We start from the raw sequence: 16282 nt of genomic DNA on the forward strand, positions 1-16282 counted from the left end.
GATCTTCGCGATTATGATGCCGGGCAGCGTCGCGTGCCGGTGGCGGTTCGATCGTCAGGCATGGAGGCGTCATATCGAAAGGTGGCTACGGCCATTACCACCCCCATCTCACAGAAGATCACGCTCTACCCCGCCGAGGACCGCTTCTTCGGCCCCCGACCCGCCGTCCTCGTCCTGCCGGGCGGCCGCTTCCGGGAACTTCCCCCGCACGAAGGCGAAGGCTACGCGCGCTGGCTGTCGGGCCTCGGATTCCACGCCTTCGTCCTGTCCTACCGGCTGCTGCCGGACCGGTTCCCGGCCCCTCTGGAAGACGCCCGGGCCGGGTTGGACCACATCCGCAACGGCGACCACGGCCTCGACATCGGCCGGGTCGGCGTCATCGGCTCCAGCGCGGGCGGCCAACTCGCCGGCCTGCTCATGACCGGCCGGGTCCTGTCCATCGAGGAGGGGGTCGTCGATCCGCCCCGACCGGACTTCGCCATCCTGGCCTACGCGCTGGCCGACCTCGACCTCCTGCCGCCGCCGGTGGTGGAGAGCCTGCTCGGTGACCTGCTGCCCATCAAGGACGAGCTGTCCCCGGCCAAGCACGTGGACGCGTCGGTGTGCCCGACCTTCGTATGGGCCGCTGCTCAGGACCCGCCGGGCCTGCCCAACGCCCTGGAGTGGACCCGGGCACTGGCGGCCGCCGGGGTACCGGTGGAGCTGCACGTCTACCCGGGCGGCAACCACGGCATCGGCCTGGCCGACGGAGTGGAGTACGGCGGCCGGCCGCACACGTTCATCGCGCGCGAACCGCACACGGCGTCCTGGACGACCGCGTGCGCGGCCTGGCTGCGACGGGAGGGCGTCCTTGTCGACTGACCGCGTCACCGCCTGGGGTGAGGAACTGCGGCGGGTGCACGGCACGTTGCGCACCGCGCTGGCGCTGGCCCGTACGGGACTGGACGGCGGCCACCCCGCCGACGCCGCCACCGACCTGCTGCTCTTCTGCCACGGTTTCTGCGCCGCCCTGTCCGGCCACCACCGCGCCGAGGACGGTTCGTTGTTCCCTGAACTGGTGCGGGCGCGACCCGACTTGGCGCCGGTGGTCGCGAAGCTGACGCAGGACCACAACATGATCGAGCACCTCATCGGCGGACTGCGGAAGGCACTGGCCGACTCGGCCGACCCGGAGGTGGCACACCGTCACCTGGACGGGATCGAGGCGGTCATGGAGACGCACTTCAGGTACGAGGAGAAGCAATTGGGAGCGGTGCTGGACGGCATGGACGCCGACTTCGACCGCACCGAGATCTTCGGCCCGATCAGCTGAACCCCGTCCCGGTCGCGCCGCGCGCCAGCGGCGCGACCGGGCACCCCAGGCGATCGACGAGCAGAAATCCAGATGCGGCCGGTCGCTTTGACGGTGTGAGATGCGGGACATGACGATCGTTCTTGACGAGCCCGGTGTTGACGGGCTGACCGGGGTCGTAGATGCCCTCCGCGCATGGCAGGACGATCACACGCCCCTGCAACTCCATCCGGGAGACCTCGGCTGGGCCTGGGCACTGGGCGCTGAGCGGCTGGCCGCGTCCGTCCGCACCTGGAGCGTGGACGGACGGATCATTGCCGTCGGATACCTGGACGGCCCCGATGTGCTGCGCCTGACGACCGCGCCGGACCTGCGACAGGACGATGCCCTGGCGCGCCAGTTGCTGGCGGACTTCGACGATCCGGAGCGCGGGGTCCTGCCGCCCGGCGAGATCGGCCTCGAAATCCCCAACGGCGCCCTGCTCCGCGAGGTCCTCCTGGAGGCGGGCTGGAATCCGGACGAGCCGTGGACGCCGCTGCGACGCGACCTCTCCGAGCCGGTGAAGGACTCCGGCCTGCGGATCGAGGTGGCCGGTCCCCAGACGGCCGGGGTGCGGACCGCGGTGCACCGCTCGGCGTTCGGCGGCCAGAAGTTCACCGAGGAGGTCTGGCACGTCCTCGCAGCCGGGCCGGTCTACGCCGACGCCCGCTGCCTGATCGGCTACGACGACCAGGACAACGCGGTGGCCGCAGCGACGGTCTGGTCGGCCGGTCCCGGCAAGCCCGGTCTGCTGGAGCCGATGGGCGTGCACGCCGACCATCGCGGTCACGGCTACGGGACGGCGATCAGCGTCGCCGCTGCGGCGGCGCTGCGGGACATGGGTGCGTCAAGCGCACTCGTCAGTACCCCGAGCTCGAACGCTGCCGCCGTCGCCACCTACAGGGCGGCTGGATACGAGCCGTCGGCCGAACGGCTGGACGTCAGCCGAGCCGCCTGACAATGTCCAGGTGGGCGGTAACCGGACAGGTCGCGCCGGGGCGGGAGCGGTAGAGGCTTGTTGACGGGCGCGGCCGTCCACAGTCGGACCTGCTGACACCCGGGCAGGCCGGTGACAACCCGCAGTCGGTACCGCTACGGGATGCGATCCGGGTGCCCCGGCTGAGGCCGGGGCGTCCCCGGTCACGGCCGGATCGGGTCACCGCCGACACGGCATGCCCGTATCCGTCCCCCCGCCCCCGCCGGGCTACGTCGGTGCCGGGTCGTCACCACCCTTCCCGAACATGCTGATCGGGTGTTACTTCCCGGCCGTGCCGGGGTCCCCGCCGAGGGACTGCTGGTAGGCGTCCGCGTAGGTGGGTGAGTCCTTGATCAGGTCGTCGCAGAAGGCGGCGACGTCGGGGCCGATGAATTCCATGACTCCCTTGCCCGCTATGACGCCCTCCTCGAAGAAGTCGACTATTCCCGGGAGCAGGGGCCCGTCGGGCAGGTCGACCGGGCCGACCTTGAACAAGTACTTCTGCATCTCCTTGTAGACGATCTGGTAATCCGGCGGCAGTGCCTTGACCCGGGCCGTGTGCGCCCGCCACTGCTTCTTGCCCTCGATGATGTCCTGGATGGTCATGTCAGCCTCCCAACCGGCTCAGCTTCTTGGCGACGTTCTTGTTCAACTGCTCGCGCCACCGGTCGCGGTAGGTGCGGGCGCCTTCGCCACCGGCGAGCGCCGCGCAGAAGCCCGGGATGTCGTCGCCGAGGACGTCGTGGATGCTCTGCTCGTCGGCAGCCGTCTCTTCCAGGAGCCCGAGGGCGCTGTCGAGGATCGGCAGCAGGCTGCGGCCGGTGAAGTCCCCGTGGGGGAAGAGGTTGACCTTGATCTGTTCCCATGCGGCGCGGTAGTCGTCCGGCAGGGCTGCGGCCTGTGCTTCGAACGCCTTCCACTCCCTGGTGAGATCGCTGCCCGTGATGGTTTCCCAGAAGTTCATCGTCCGCCCTCCTTGAGGCTGTCGATGCGTGATGAGACGTACTGCCAAGTCGTCCAGGACCTCACGAGTTCTCCTCGGTCCTTGCGGTACTGCGTATTGCTGAGTACCACTACAAAGTATCACTGAGTAGCGGGGGTCTGCCAGTGTTCGGCGGACACGGACACGGACACGGATGCGGACACGGATGCGGACACGGACACGGACACGGACGCGGACGCGGATGTGAGGCACGGGTGCGTGCGCGGTCGGCCGCTACCGGCGCCTGCTCGCGGCCACCGCGCAGTAACCGTGCGGCCGCCATGACGTCCCGGCACCCCGGGAACCCCAGGGATCGGTGAGCACGCCCTCGCCACCGGGGTCGGGCAGCGGTGGGACATCGCATCCGAGACGTTCGCCTACGCAGGGACCGCCTGCGAGGTGCTCCAACAATCCGCGCCCCACAGGGCCCTCCCCGCACCGGGCATCGCGCAGTGGCCGCTCAGCCCGACGCGCCGGTCTCCGGCTCGATCAGGCCCTCGCGGTAGGCGATGCCGACGGCCTCGGTACGGCTCGCGGCACCCAGCTTGGCGAGGATGTTGGAGACGTGAACGCTGGCCGTCTTGCCACTGATGTACAACTCCTCGCCGATCTGACGGTTGGTGCGCCCCTGACCGAGCAGCCGCAGCACCTCGCTCTCCCGGGCGGTCAGGTCGGCGATCCGCTCCCCGGCGGCCGGTGCGTCGGCAAGACGGCCGCGTCGTAGCAAGGCGTCGAGCGCCTCCCGCAGCGGTACGGCACCGAGCCGCACGGCCGTCTCCTTGGCCGCACGGGCCTGCTCGGCCGCCTCGTCGCGGCGGCCGGCCGTGAGCAGCGCCTCCGCGAGCCGCCTTCGGCACCGGGCGAGTTCGTAGGGCTCGCCGTAGCCGAACGCGGTCACGGCCCGCTCCCAGGCGGCGACGTCCGGGCCGGTGACGGCACGCACCGCCTCGGCCCGGGCGCGGGCCAGCCAGGCCAGGCCCTCCGGTCCCAGCTCGGAGCCGTCCTGGTGGTCCGCCGTGGTCCTGGCCAGCTCGACGAGCTCGGCCGCGGTGTCCGTCCAGCGGCCGGTGGCCTGCGCGTCACCGGCCAGGCGGGACTCCTCCGCCGCGTCCGCGACGGCCGACAGGCCGAGCGCGGCCAGCCGGACGAAGACGTCGGGCCTGTCGGTGGGCACGCCCTCCGTGAGCGTGTCGACCGCGGCACTCAACTGCCGTACACAGTCCTCGGTGTCACCACGCAGCGCCGCGGCGTCGATGAGCACGATCCTCGCGACGACCGAGGCCATCCAGTCCGGGGGGCCGTCGAGCAGTGCACGGGAGCCACCGACCGCCACGTCGAACTCGCCGCGCGCCAGGGCGACACACAGCGCGGGCGCGGTCACCAACCCGGAGTTGGCCGTGCGCAGGGTGACGTCGCCGGTGGCCTTCTCCACGCACTCGTCCCAGCGCCCCAGTGTGTAGAGCAGCAGGGACTGGAGATAGTGCAACTCCATGGCGTACGGGGAGGAGAGGAGGCCGGAACGGCGGGCGCGGTCGAGCCCCTCGCCGACCCAGGACAGGCACTGGTCCATGTCGCCGCACTCGTAGCGACCGATCGCCAGGTTGTACAGCGCCCGCATCTCCACCTGGAGGTTCCCGGCGGTGCGGGCCAGCTCACGGGCTTGGAGGAGCCGCTGGAGACCCTGCGGAGTACGCCGGTTGTGCGCCTCAAGGCCGGTCAGTGAGATCACCAGATCGGCCTGGGCGTCCGCCAGCCGGAGCCGCTCGGCGATGTCCAGGGCCTGCCGGGCGACGCGTTCGGCGTCCGCGTCACGGCCCATGGAACGGGCGGCCATGACGTGGGTCGCGGCCGCCCACACCCAGGTGCGCGAGGGCGGCTCGGCCGGGATCAGCCCGAGTGCCTCGCTGCTGTACGCGAACGCGGCCTCCAGATTGTCGATCCGGATCAGATTGCCCGCGAGGGTGTAGCGCAGGCGGGCGGCGAGTTCGGAGTCGGCCTCCGAGCCGGCCCGCGTGAGCGCGGAACGGGAGAGCTGGACCGCGCGATGGGGGTCCCCGGCGTGTGCGGCGGCGGCCGAGGCACGCAGGGTGAGCGTGACCGGGTCGCTGTGCTCGGGATGCGCGGACGCGTCCACCACGGCCAGGAGTTCGAGTGCGGCCTCCAGGTGGCGCAGTTCTTCGGCGGGCGCACGGAGGTGCTGGGCGTGGTCGGCGGCTTCGAGGGAGGCCGCCAGCGCGTCGGCCAGGTCGTGGCTCGCGCGTGAGTGATGGGCGCGCTCCGCAGCGCTGTTCGCCGAACGGCCCTCGTCGGCGAGGATCGCAGCGAACACCCCGTGCAGTCTGACCCGTTCGCCGGGCAGCAGATCCGCGTACACGGCCTCGCGGGTGAGGGCGTGCCGGAAGGAGTACGTCGTGGCGTCGTCGGTCACCAGCAGTTGGTGACCCACCGCCTCGCGCAGTGCCGATTCCAGCTCCTGCTGCGGCAGTTGTACGGCGTCGCGCAGCAGGTCGTGCCCGACCCGCCGCCCCGCCACAGCCGCCGTGCGCAGGACCTGCTGGGCGGTCTCGGACAGCTGCTCGATCCGGATGAGCAGGACGTCGGCCAGGCCGCTGGGCATGGCGGCCGCGTCCGCTTCCTCGTCGCCCTCTGGCAGCGCGGCGAGCAGCTCCTCGGCGTAGAAGGCGTTGCCCTCGGCGCGGTCGACGATGCGGCGGACCGCACGGTCGGAGACGGGTCCGGTGCGCCCCGCGTGCACGAGCCGGGCCACGTCCGCGTCGGCCAGCGGGCGCAGTTCCAGCCGGTCGACGGCGGGCAGCCTGACCAGCTCGGCGAGCAGGGGCCGCAGTGGGTGACGGCGGTGCAGGTCGTCCGTACGGTACGAGGCGAAGACCGCGAGCCGGTGCGGCGGGCCGCTGGGCGTGGGCCGTTGCAGGACACCCCGGCTCAGCAGGAAGCGGAGCAGGTCACGCGACGACTGGTCCGCCCAGTGGAGATCCTCGATGACCAGGAGGAGCGGAGTCAGGAGCGTCAGGTCCGCGAGGAGCCCGGCGATCCCCTCGAAGAGCTGGAGGCGACCGCCGGCGTCGGGCCCGGGACCTGCCCCCGCCGCGGTGCCCATCAGGCGTTCCACCGCAGGGTACGCGGCGAAGGCCGGGGCGAGCCGTTCGTCGGCGGCGGCCGCACCCAGGATCTCCGTGAACGGGAGGTACGGCAGGCCGACGTCGCCGAGGTCCACGCAGTGGCCAGTCAGTACGGTCATGCCCGTCGCGGCGGCACGCGCCGCCACCACGGTCAACGTGCGGGTCTTGCCGACCCCGGCGTCCCCGGCCACGAGGACGGCGCGCGGGTCGCCGGCCACGGCCCGCTCCAGCACGCCGGTGAGACGGGTGAGTTCGTTCGCCCGGCCGACGAACGGTGTATCGATTATCTGGGCCACAGGCCCATCCAAGCACGCCGTGCCGGTACCCCCACATGAGTAGATGGGGGCGAAAGCCGCTGGTCCGGGGTGGTAGGGCTCAGCCCCGCAGGGTGGTGAGGGCCTTTTCGATGCGCCGCAGGCGCGTCTCCGGCTTCTTCGCGCTCTCGACGGACCGTACGTGCTCGCGCTTGCGGCTGTCCGAGAGCGCGTCGTACGCCGCCCGGGCGGCGGGATCGGCGTCCAGGGCCTGGCCGAAGTCGGCGGGCTCGACGACGACGCGGGGTGCGGTGTCCAGCTCCAGTTCGACCTCGACCTCGTCACCGGTCGCGACACCGGCGGCCTGCCGGTTGGCGTTGCTGAGCCCGAGCAGATGACGGCCCCGCAGAACGGCGACCCGGCTCCGCCAGGAATGGCCGTTGACCGTGATCGTCACGGGCGGCCGGGCACCCCCGCCGAGCGCCTCCACCACCTGGGGCGGAACCTCCAGCCCCCGCATGGGCTCGGGCGGTTCCACCAGACTCCGGAACTTCACGGTCTTCTCCTGCCGTCCTGTCGGTTCGACTGCGTCGATCATGGCCCTCGACGCGTTCCCGGGCCAGCCCCGGCCCGCCCGGAACCCGGTTCCGGGCGGGCCGGGGGACTCACTCCGTGCCGGGTCCCGAGGCGGCGTCCCGCACGCTCGTGGTGACCGGGGTACCCGCCTCGACGGTGCGGCTGACCGTGCAGATCCGGTCGTGCGAGCTCTTGACCGCCCGGGGGAGGATCGCCCTGGCCCGGTCCCCGGAAGGGCCGTCGGGGAACGCCACGGAGAAGGCGACCTGAAGGTCCGTCATCCGGTTCCCGCCCTCGTCCTCGACCTTGGTGCCGCTCGTCGTGACGGAGAACACGGTCGCCTCCGTGTGCCGACCCGTCGCGGCCTCCACGTCGACCGCGGTGCAGCCGCCGATCGCCGCGAGGAAGAGCTCGACCGGCGTGAAGTCGGAGTCCCCGCCGATGCCGAAGCTCAGGGTGCCCCCTCGGGCGTTGGTCACGGTGAACCGGCCGGGACCGGAGCGCTCGACGGTGACGGAGCGCGGTGAGTTGTCAGTCATGGTCACGACGGTAGCTCCCGAGCGCACCACCCGCGTTCCGGCCGCACGGGTCCGTGCCACACCGCCTCCACGGCCCCGAGGCCGCTACCGCGCGTCCAGGGTTCCGTTCGCCCATGCCGCGCGCAGGGCCTTCTTGTCCACCTTGCCGACCTTGGTCGTCGGGAGGCGGTCCAGCAGTACCGTTCCGCGCGGTGCGTACAGTTCGCCCAGTTCGGCCGTCACCGCCGCGCCCACCGCCTCCGGGACGACGTCCGCGCCCTCGGCGGTGGCGAGGAAGACCTGTACGGCCTCGCCGTACTCCGCGTCGGGGACGCCGAGCGCCGCCGCGTCGCGCACGCCGGGCAGGGTGAGGAGGAAGTCCTCCAGCACGCGGGAGTAGACGTTGTCGCTGGTGCTGCCGGTGACGATGATGTCCTTGGCCCGGTCCACCAGGTAGAGGTAGCCGTCGGCGTCGAGGTAGCCCAAGTCGCCCGTGCGCAGCCAGCCCTCGTGCAGGGCCTCCGCCGTGCGGGCGGGGTCCTGGTAGTAGCCGAGCATCACCGTACGGCCCGCCACGCACACCTCGCCGACCTGCCGGGGCGGCAGCGGCTCCGTGCCGTTCTCGGCGCGGATCTCGACCCGCACGTCCGAGATCGCGCGCCCGCAGCTGCGCCAGAGTTCCGGTCGTCCGGGGCCTTCGGAGGCGAGTTCGTCCGCGCCGAACACGGTGATGCCGAGCGCCTCGGACTGGCCGTACCCCTGGCTGACCACCGGGCCGAAGACCTCGAATGCCTGTTGCAGCCTGCTGGGAGAGATGGCCGCGCCGCCGACCGCGATCCTGCGCAGCGCGGGCAGGGCACCCGGCAGGCACTCCGGATGGTCGAGGAGCGCGGACAGCATCGGCGGTACGAACATGGTGGCGGTGATCCGCTCCTCGCGCAGCACGGTCAGCGCCGCGTCCGCGTCGAACTCCGGCAGCACGACGAGCGTCGCCCCCGTCACCAGGGCCTGGAGCGTGGTGAGGTGGCCGCTTCCGTGGGTGAGCAGGGTGGCCACGAGCACCCTCTCCGCACCCGGGTCGGCGGACCGCAGGAAGGTGGCGGCGGAGCCCTCCGGGGCGTCGTCGTCCACGAGTTCCACCAGCGCGTCGTAGAGGCGACGGCTGTGCGCGGCGAGCTTGGGGCGGCCCAGGGTGCCCCCGGTGTAGAGCACGGTGACGGGCTCGTCGGCGGTCAGCGGGGGCACCCCGTCGGGGCGGGTCGTGGGCCGTCCGTCCGCGACGGAGAGGAGGTCGGTGCAGGGCTGCGCGCAGGGGCCGAGGCTCAGCAGTACGGGGGAGTGGACGCTGCGCGCGGCGGCGTCGGCGGCGCGCTCGGCGAACAGCGGGTCGGTGACCACGGCGCTCGCTCCGGACTGCTCGACCAGCGCGGCCAGTTCGCCGGGACCCGGCTCCGGCGGGAGGAACACCACGCGGCAGCCGATCAGATGAACCGCGAGCTGCACCAGGACGGAGTCCACCCGGTTCGCCAGGAACAGCCCCACGCCGTCCCCGGGTGCGAGCCCCTGCGCCCGGAGCGCGTGCCCGAGCCCGAAGAGCCGCCGCCGTGCCTCGGCCCGGGTGAGCCGCTGCTCCCCCTGGACGAGGGCCTCGGTGTCCTCGTCCTCCTGCCAGCGCTCCAGGACGCGGTCCACATACGTCTTCTGTCCGGTTGTTTCCTGCGGATAAACGATCATCACACCATGCAAGCATCCGGCCTGCGGGGCATAAGCGTGTGGGGGGCATCTATCTTCGCGGGCTGACGGAGTATCATGCCCCGGACCTGATGGGTCGTCACCCCAAGTTGTTGGTCGGACTGGGTGGAACTCCCCTGCAAGAGAGGTGGGTTGGGGTGCCTGTCCCTCTGGTGGGGGAGTCGGTCCCTCCGGTGCTGCGTGCGGGGTGTCCGACGTGAGCACACCCATCCGCAGGAAGCCGACCTCCACGTCACGCCCGGTCGCCACTGCCTCGTGGACCTCCGTGACGTGGGGCGGCCCGGCCTCGCGAGCAGAGTGCGTGAGGTCAGGGTGCTTCCGGGGCGCCCCGCCCGGAGTCCAGCGATTGCACCGTGGGCGGTGGGTGCCGCGTCCCGTGGCCCGTCGCCGCGCGGTACCGGCCGGTGGCCCGGGCCACGGCCCCGCGTAGCCTCTTCCCGTGTCCTCGTCCCGACCTCACCGCGTCGCCGTCCTCGTCCTCGAAGGCGCCAAGCCGCTCGACGTCGGCATCCCCGCCCAGGTGTTCACGACCCGCGTGAGCATGCCGTACGAAGTCCGGGTGTGCGGCGCGGCGCCCGGGCTCGTGACCGGCGGCGACGGTCTCGCGTACCACGTCGCCCACGGGCTGGAGGTGCTGGAGTGGGCCGACGTGGTGTTCGTGCCCGGGTACCGGTTCCCGGACCGTGACGATCCGCCGCCCGCCGTCGTCGGCGCCCTGGTCGCCGCCCACGACCGGGGCGCCCGGCTCGCCGCCATCTCGACCGGCGCGTTCGCACTCGCCGCCACCGGCCTGCTCGACGGCAGGCGCGCCACGACCCACTGGCACTACACGCGGGCCCTCGCCGCCCGGCACCCCCGCGTCCACGTCGACCCGAACGTGCTGTTCGTCGACGAGGGCAGCGTGCTCACCTCGGCGGGCGCCGCCTCCGGCATCGACCTCTGCCTGCACATCCTGCGCGGCGACCTCGGCGTGACCGCCTCCCACCACGCCGCCCGGCGCCTGGTCGCCGCCCCGTACCGCAGCGGCGGCCAGGCCCAGTACGTACCGCGGAGTGTTCCCGAGCCGCTCGGCGAACGGTTCGCCGCCACCCGCGAATGGGCGCTGCACCGGCTCGGCGAGCCCCTCACCCTCGACCTGCTCGCGCGCCGGGCGGGGGTCTCGCCGCGCACGTTCTCCCGGCGCTTCGTCGAGGAGACCGGCTGCACGCCGATGCAGTGGGTGATGCGCGCCCGCGTCGACCTGGCACGCGAACTGCTGGAGCGCTCCCAGCACAGTGTCGAGCAGATAGCAGCCGACACCGGGCTCGGCACCGGCGCGAACCTGCGCCTGCACTTCCAGCGCATCCTCGGCACCACCCCCACCGAGTACCGGCGGACCTTCACCAGAGGCCGGTGATCCGCGCGCCGGACCCGGGCGTCCCACCTGGCGGAATCCTGGTGAACCATGGCGCTCCCGCCACTGTCGGCGGGGGCTGCCACGGGCGAGTCTGGTGGGGCAAAGCACCTCGTACACACTCGTACACACGGGAAGAGGCCCCACTCATGACGCGTATCGCCATCAACGGATTCGGCCGCATCGGACGCAACGTGCTGCGCGCCCTGCTGGAGCGCGACAGCGCCCTGGAGGTCGTCGCCGTCAACGACCTGACGGAGCCCGCCACTCTGGCCCGGCTGCTCGCCTACGACAGCACCGCCGGACGGCTCGGGCGCCCGGTGACCGTCGACGGGGACGCCCTCGTCGTCGACGGCCGCCGCATCAGGGTGCTGGCCGAGCGCGAACCGGCGCAGCTGCCGTGGGCCGAACTCGGCGTCGACATCGTCCTGGAGGCCACCGGCCGCTTCACCTCCGCCAAGGCCGCCCGTGCCCACCTTGACGCGGGCGCGAAGAAGGTACTGGTCAGCGCGCCGTCGGAAGGCGCGGACGTCACGCTCGCGTTCGGCGTCAACACCGACGCGTACGACCCGGCCGTCCACACGGTCGTCTCCAGCGCCTCCTGCACCACCAACGCGCTCGCCCCGCTGGCCTCCGTCCTGGACCAACTCGCGGGCATCGAGCACGGGTTCATGACGACCGTGCACGCCTATACCCAGGAGCAGAACCTCCAGGACGGCCCGCACCGCGACGCCCGCCGCGCCCGCGCCGCAGGCGTCAACATCGTGCCGACCACGACGGGCGCCGCCAAGGCGATCGGCCTGGTGCTGCCCAACCTCGAAGGCAAGCTCTCCGGCGACTCGATCCGCGTGCCCGTGCCGGTGGGCTCGATCGTCGAACTCAACACGACCGTCGCCCGCGACGTGACGCGCGACGACGTGCTGGCGGCGTACCGGGCGGCGGCGGAAGGCCCGCTGGCCGGAGTCCTCGAATACTCCGACGACCCTCTCGTCTCGTCCGACATCACGGGCAACCCCGCTTCGTCGATCTTCGACTCGGCCCTCACCCGCGTCGACGGCCGCCACGTCAAGGTGGTCGCCTGGTACGACAACGAGTGGGGCTTCTCGAACCGCGTGATCGACACGCTCGAATTCCTCGCGGCCCCCTGAGCCAGGGAGGGCCGGGGCCTCGGGGCCCCGGCCGTGGGGCCCCGGTCACGGGCCCGTGGGTTTCGTGCGTGCCCCGGAGTCGACGAACGGCGGGAAGAACCGCGGCAAGAACGCCGCACGGCTGGAATCGCCGTCCTGGCGCGGCCGGAAAACGCTGGAAGCTTCACGATCGCTTCCGGCCAATGATGGCGAGGGAAAGGGCTTTCGGTGCGGCGTCCCGACAAGTCCGGCTCCGTCAGCGCATCGCCTCGGCCCTGAGCGGCGTTCCCGGGCCGCACGGCGACGCGCCCGGCGTGAGCCTTCGCCTCTGGGAATGAAGTGGTCCGGTTCCGGTCAGGGAATGCGTGACGCCCGTGTGCCCGAGCGAATGCTCCCCGGACGCGAGGAGGCGGCTTCCGGGTGTGCGGGGCTGCGGCGCAGGGCCCGGCGCCGGTAAGCGCCGAATGGTGGTGTGGCCGCCTACAACTTCCTTGTGCACAAACGGAATTGAGCCGCCGGGCGTCACTCGGCAGGTGTGGCAGCAGTCTTGTGGGGCTCGAAGTCGGGTGGTTAGGCTCCGGCTCGTTTCCGTTCCTTCGCTCTTTCTGCAATTTCTTGGACGAATCGTGAACAGGTGTGGTGTGCCCGTGTGAGCCGGGCAGTGCCGCCGTGCACGAGTGGGAGAACCGGAAGGGGGCGGGCAATGGCGGAGGCTTCGGCGGCGCAGGCGGACCACGACCCGAGCTCCCCGGAGCCGCCGATGTCCGGCCCCCCGAGACCGCCGATGTCCGGTGCCCCGGGCTCGGCGGGAAGCGGTGTCCCGGGCTCGGCGGGAAGCGGTGCCGCGCCACGCGACCTGCGCCTCTTCTGGACCTCGAACACCGCCGACGCCCTCGGCAGCCAGACCTCCGGCGTGGTCCTTCCGCTCCTGCTGCTGGCCCTCGGGCATTCGCCCGCCTCGGTCGGCGTCGTGGTCGGCGTTTCGGCGGTCCTGGGCCTGGTCCTCGGACCGCTGGCGGCCGTGCCCGCCGACCGTGGAGCCCGTAAACCGGTGATGGTGTGGTCCGCGTGCGCGGCGGCCGTGGCCATGACGGTCGTGGCGGTCGCGGTCGCCACGGGGCGACCGCCTCTGGCGCTGGTGCTGGCCGGAGTGCTGGTCGAACGGTTCGCCACCGCCGTGTACGAGGCCGCCGCGCGCGGCACGGTCGCCATGCTCACCCCGCCGGAGGGCTACGCCCGTACTGTGGCCCGACTGGAGGTCGGGGAGCGGCTGGCCCTCGTCCTCGGCCCCGTGCTCGGGGGCGCCCTCTACCAACTGGGCCGCGCCTGGCCCTTCGCCGTCGACGCCCTGTCGTACGCGGTGACGGCCGTCTGCGTACGGTCGATGCGGGCCGACCTGCGTGCTCCGGGCGGCTCCGCCGGGCCGACGGGGAAGGGCCAGGCGCAACCGGCGGAGCCCCCTACGGAGGCCACCGCACCGGCCGTGCCCGGCCCGGCTCCCACCCGCTCCCGGTTCTCGCCCCGCGCCGAACTCGCCGCAGGACTGCGGCTCGTGGCCGACTCGGCGGTCCTGCGCCTCGTGCTCGTCTGGACCTCCGTCGTCAACGGAGTGCTGGCCGCGCTCTACTTCGGCGTTCTGCTCACCCTTCAGCAGGACGGGCACGGCGGCACCGCCACCGGAGCGGTTCTGGCCGTCGCGGGAGCCGCCGGAATCGGGGGAGCGCTGGCCGCCCCCGCGCTCGCCGTACGCATCGGAGCGGCCCGCAGCGTGCTGGCGGTGACCTGGCTCCTCGTACCGCTCACCGGGGCCCTGGCCGCGACCCGTTCGCCCTGGTGGCAGGCGGCTCTGTTCGGCGGGATCTGCCTGGTCATGCCCGTGGCCACCGTCGTGCTCCAGTCCCGGGCCATCGCCGCCGCCCCGGCGCACCTCCAGGCCAGGGCCGGGGCGGTCCTGGCCACCGGAGCGGGCGGGGCGGCAGCGCTCGGCCCCGCGACGGCGGGGGTGCTGGCCGAGGCGGGTGCGGCGTGGCCCCCGCTGGGCTGCGCTGCGGCGCTGCTCGCCCTGGCGGCGTACACCAGCCGGTCCCGCTCCCGCGCGCTCACGGGCGGTACGGCAGGGCAGCCGGAGAGCCGTACCGGCGGCGTGGCAGGGGCCGACGACGCCGGGACCGGGAGCCTCTCATGACCGCCCCCGCTCCCCGCTACCGCGTCTTTCGCGCGGCCCTCCCCGAGGTGTGCTCCCTCGACCCCACCCGCATGGCGTTCACCGCCGACGCGGACGGCCGCTGCGAGGTCTTCACCTGGGACACCGTCACCGCCACCGCACGCCAGGTCACCGACCGGCCGGGCGGCACCTTCCACTGCTCCGTCGACGCCGACGCCCACGTGTGGTGGTTCGAGGAGGACACGCACGGTTTCGGCCGGTGGCGGTTCCAGCCCTTCGAGGGCGGGCCGACGCACGACGGTCTGCGCGGGGTTCCCGTCGGCCAGGCGCGCGGACTCGCGGTCAGCGCCGGTGGGGCCGTGGCCCTCGCGCTGGGCGACGGGGAGGGCACCACCGTGTACGGCGGGCGGCGCGGCGGGCCCGCACGCCGGGTCACCCGGCTTCCGTACCACGCCAGCCTGACCGGCATCAGCACCGAAGGAGACCTCCTCGCGGTCGGAGGGCAGGCCCGTTCCCCGTACGCCGTGACCGTGTTCCGTACGTCGGACGGGGCCCGCGTCGCCCAACTCGGCGAAGAACGTGCGGCGTTGTGGTCGCTCGGTTTCACCTCTGCGGCGGGCCGCCGTGATCTGCTGCTCGTACGGGAGCACGCGGGCCGGTACCTCCTCGCCACCTGGCGGCCGGGCGAGCCCGTGCGCACGCACGCCTGGGCAGGCTTCGACACGGAGATCACCGCGCGCTGGCGGCCGGACGGCCGCAGCGTACTGATCCGCCAGGACCGGCACGGGCGTAGCATCCTGCACCGCGCCGACCTCGACACCCGCACCCTCACCGTCCTGCCCACCGCCCCCGGCACCCTCCTGGACGCCGTCGAACACGCGGGCGGCGACCTCCACACGCTCTGGACCAGCACCGCCGAACCCCCGCGCGCCACCTCCAGTGCGGGCACCCCGCTGCCCACCCTGCCGCGCCTGCCGGACCCCGTGCCCGGCGTGTCGTACGACGTGTGGACCCCGGGCGCGGACGGTGACCTGCACACCCTGGTCACGCTCCCGGAGGGGGCGCGCGGTCCCGTGCCCACGGTGTTCCTCGTGCACGGCGGGCCCGCCGACCACGACCGGGACGCCTACGACGGCACCGTGCACTCCCTGGTCGCCTCCGGGTTCGGCGTCGCCCGCGTCAACTACCGGGGCTCCACCGGGTACGGGCCCGCCTGGCGGGCCGCGATGACCGAGGGCGTCGGCCTCACCCAGGTCGCCGACCTCGCCGCCGCCCGCGCCGACCTCGTCGAGCGAGGCTGGGCGGACCCCGACTCCCTCGCGCTGTGGGGCACTTCGTGGGGCGGCTACCTCACCCTGCTCGCCCTCGGCGTCCGCCCCGGCCTCTGGCAGGCGGGGGTGGCCGTGAAACCCGTCGCCCACCTCGCCCGGGCCCACGCCACGACCACCCCCGCACTGCGCGCCCTCGACGAACGGCTCTTCGGCGGCACCCCCGACGAGCTGCCCGAGGCGTACGCGCGCAGTTCGCCCCACACCTGGCTCCCGGACCTCCGGGCCCCTCTCCTGATCGTCGCGGCCCGGCACGACGCGAAGTGCCCGCCCGGTCAGATCGACGACTACGCGGCGGAGTTGACGAAGCGTCAGAAGGAGCACGACCTCCTCTGGCTGGACACCGGTCACGACGGCTACGACGGCGCCGACCACGTCCTGGCCCTGCGCACGGCCGTCCTCTTCCTCGACCGCACCCTGCGGGGCTCCCGCACCCCGCGCGGCGACGGCGCTTCGCGAGGCCGTCCGCGCACCACCCCCACAGCATCCCCCGCCGCCCGGCGCGGGGAGTCCGGTCCCACGGAGCGCAAGCCCGTACCGGCCGGTGACAGCACATCGCACCACTCCACGGAGAGGACGACCCACCATGCAGAAGGACATCATCAACAACGACCCGCTCGCGGGTGACGAGGAGAACCGCAAGCCGAGCGTCGGCATCACCGTCACGGTTCCCTTCCGCAACACCGAAGAGGGTCAGGACGAGGAGTAGGCACTTCGCCGCTCCCGCACCTCGGAGTGGGCG

14 protein-coding genes and 1 pseudogene are annotated in these 16282 nt (G+C 72.8%); 9 read left to right on the top strand and 6 right to left on the bottom strand.

The window, feature by feature from the left end; translation table 11 throughout:
- Positions 1 to 81 precede the first annotated feature (81 nt).
- From OG897_RS28900 to OG897_RS28915, 4 genes and pseudogenes are all read left to right on the top strand, one after another.
- Positions 82 to 861 (top strand): alpha/beta hydrolase, encoded by a 780-nt coding sequence (locus tag OG897_RS28900; protein WP_266661263.1) that lies wholly within the window; start codon positions 82 to 84, stop codon positions 859 to 861.
- Positions 851 to 1312 carry a hemerythrin domain-containing protein gene (locus OG897_RS28905; protein ID WP_266661265.1) on the top strand — a complete coding sequence of 154 codons (462 nt, stop codon included), beginning with the start codon at positions 851 to 853 and terminating at the stop codon, positions 1310 to 1312. Before OG897_RS28900 ends, OG897_RS28905 begins: the two co-directional genes overlap by 11 nt.
- A 109-nt stretch (positions 1313 to 1421) precedes the next feature.
- Positions 1422 to 2288 (top strand): GNAT family N-acetyltransferase, encoded by an 867-nt coding sequence (locus OG897_RS28910; RefSeq protein ID WP_266661267.1) that lies wholly within the window; start codon positions 1422 to 1424, stop codon positions 2286 to 2288.
- An 89-nt stretch (positions 2289 to 2377) separates the two neighbouring features.
- Positions 2378 to 2488: pseudogene (locus OG897_RS28915) on the top strand (IS5/IS1182 family transposase); the annotation flags it as partial.
- A 97-nt stretch (positions 2489 to 2585) separates the two neighbouring features.
- Here the strand turns inward: OG897_RS28915 and OG897_RS28920 are convergent.
- The 6 genes from OG897_RS28920 to OG897_RS28945 all read right to left on the bottom strand — a co-directional run bounded on the left by OG897_RS28920 (position 2586) and on the right by OG897_RS28945 (position 9510).
- Complete coding sequence (locus OG897_RS28920) at positions 2586 to 2912, bottom strand: DUF1048 domain-containing protein (RefSeq protein WP_266661269.1); 327 nt, start codon at positions 2910 to 2912, stop codon at positions 2586 to 2588.
- A 1-nt stretch (position 2913) separates the two neighbouring features.
- On the bottom strand, positions 2914 to 3270 hold the full coding sequence (locus OG897_RS28925) for a DUF1048 domain-containing protein (RefSeq protein WP_266661271.1): 357 nt from the start codon (positions 3268 to 3270) through the stop codon (positions 2914 to 2916).
- Positions 3271 to 3748: 478 nt separating this feature from the next.
- A complete protein-coding gene (locus OG897_RS28930) occupies positions 3749 to 6724 on the bottom strand; it encodes a helix-turn-helix transcriptional regulator (RefSeq protein ID WP_266661273.1) in 2976 nt (991 codons plus the stop codon).
- 79 nt (positions 6725 to 6803) lie between these two features.
- The gene (locus OG897_RS28935) at positions 6804 to 7280 is read right to left on the bottom strand and encodes a YdeI/OmpD-associated family protein (RefSeq protein WP_266661275.1); all 477 of its coding nucleotides are present in this window, start codon (positions 7278 to 7280) and stop codon (positions 6804 to 6806) included.
- A gap of 67 nt (positions 7281 to 7347) precedes the next feature.
- A complete protein-coding gene (locus OG897_RS28940; RefSeq protein ID WP_266661277.1) occupies positions 7348 to 7797 on the bottom strand; it encodes an OsmC family protein in 450 nt (149 codons plus the stop codon).
- 84 nt (positions 7798 to 7881) lie between these two features.
- Positions 7882 to 9510, bottom strand: coding sequence for a class I adenylate-forming enzyme family protein (locus OG897_RS28945; RefSeq protein ID WP_266661279.1), 1629 nt, complete (start codon positions 9508 to 9510; stop codon positions 7882 to 7884).
- Positions 9511 to 9967: 457 nt separating this feature from the next.
- Between OG897_RS28945 and OG897_RS28950 the strand changes: the two genes are divergently transcribed.
- The 5 genes from OG897_RS28950 to OG897_RS28970 all read left to right on the top strand — a co-directional run bounded on the left by OG897_RS28950 (position 9968) and on the right by OG897_RS28970 (position 16249).
- On the top strand, positions 9968 to 10924 hold the full coding sequence (locus OG897_RS28950; RefSeq protein ID WP_266661281.1) for a GlxA family transcriptional regulator: 957 nt from the start codon (positions 9968 to 9970) through the stop codon (positions 10922 to 10924).
- A 146-nt stretch (positions 10925 to 11070) separates the two neighbouring features.
- On the top strand, positions 11071 to 12069 hold the full coding sequence (gap, locus tag OG897_RS28955; RefSeq protein ID WP_266661282.1) for a type I glyceraldehyde-3-phosphate dehydrogenase: 999 nt from the start codon (positions 11071 to 11073) through the stop codon (positions 12067 to 12069).
- A gap of 682 nt (positions 12070 to 12751) precedes the next feature.
- Positions 12752 to 14233 (top strand): MFS transporter, encoded by a 1482-nt coding sequence (locus OG897_RS28960; RefSeq protein WP_266661283.1) that lies wholly within the window; start codon positions 12752 to 12754, stop codon positions 14231 to 14233.
- A complete protein-coding gene (locus OG897_RS28965) occupies positions 14230 to 16167 on the top strand; it encodes a prolyl oligopeptidase family serine peptidase (protein ID WP_266661284.1) in 1938 nt (645 codons plus the stop codon). Before OG897_RS28960 ends, OG897_RS28965 begins: the two co-directional genes overlap by 4 nt.
- Positions 16127 to 16249 (top strand): hypothetical protein, encoded by a 123-nt coding sequence (locus OG897_RS28970; RefSeq protein ID WP_266661285.1) that lies wholly within the window; start codon positions 16127 to 16129, stop codon positions 16247 to 16249. The genes OG897_RS28965 and OG897_RS28970 overlap by 41 nt, the downstream gene beginning before the upstream one ends.
- Positions 16250 to 16282: the final 33 nt, after the last annotated feature.

This window comes from Streptomyces sp. NBC_00237, from assembly GCF_026342435.1.
In the GTDB taxonomy this organism is placed as follows: domain Bacteria; phylum Actinomycetota; class Actinomycetes; order Streptomycetales; family Streptomycetaceae; genus Streptomyces.

Excerpts from the sequence above, each read along its gene's own strand:
- gap (WP_266661282.1), top strand. The coding sequence starts at position 11,071 with ATGACGCGTATCGCCATCAACGGATTCGGCCGCATCGGACGCAACGTG.
- OG897_RS28940 (WP_266661277.1), bottom strand. The coding sequence starts at position 7,797 with ATGACTGACAACTCACCGCGCTCCGTCACCGTCGAGCGCTCCGGTCCC.
- OG897_RS28925 (WP_266661271.1), bottom strand. The coding sequence starts at position 3,270 with ATGAACTTCTGGGAAACCATCACGGGCAGCGATCTCACCAGGGAGTGG.
- OG897_RS28970 (WP_266661285.1), top strand. The coding sequence starts at position 16,127 with ATGCAGAAGGACATCATCAACAACGACCCGCTCGCGGGTGACGAGGAG.
- OG897_RS28920 (WP_266661269.1), bottom strand. The coding sequence starts at position 2,912 with ATGACCATCCAGGACATCATCGAGGGCAAGAAGCAGTGGCGGGCGCAC.
- OG897_RS28965 (WP_266661284.1), top strand. The coding sequence starts at position 14,230 with ATGACCGCCCCCGCTCCCCGCTACCGCGTCTTTCGCGCGGCCCTCCCC.
- OG897_RS28960 (WP_266661283.1), top strand. The coding sequence starts at position 12,752 with ATGGCGGAGGCTTCGGCGGCGCAGGCGGACCACGACCCGAGCTCCCCG.
- OG897_RS28945 (WP_266661279.1), bottom strand. The coding sequence starts at position 9,510 with ATGATCGTTTATCCGCAGGAAACAACCGGACAGAAGACGTATGTGGAC.
- OG897_RS28935 (WP_266661275.1), bottom strand. The coding sequence starts at position 7,280 with ATGATCGACGCAGTCGAACCGACAGGACGGCAGGAGAAGACCGTGAAG.
- OG897_RS28910 (WP_266661267.1), top strand. The coding sequence starts at position 1,422 with ATGACGATCGTTCTTGACGAGCCCGGTGTTGACGGGCTGACCGGGGTC.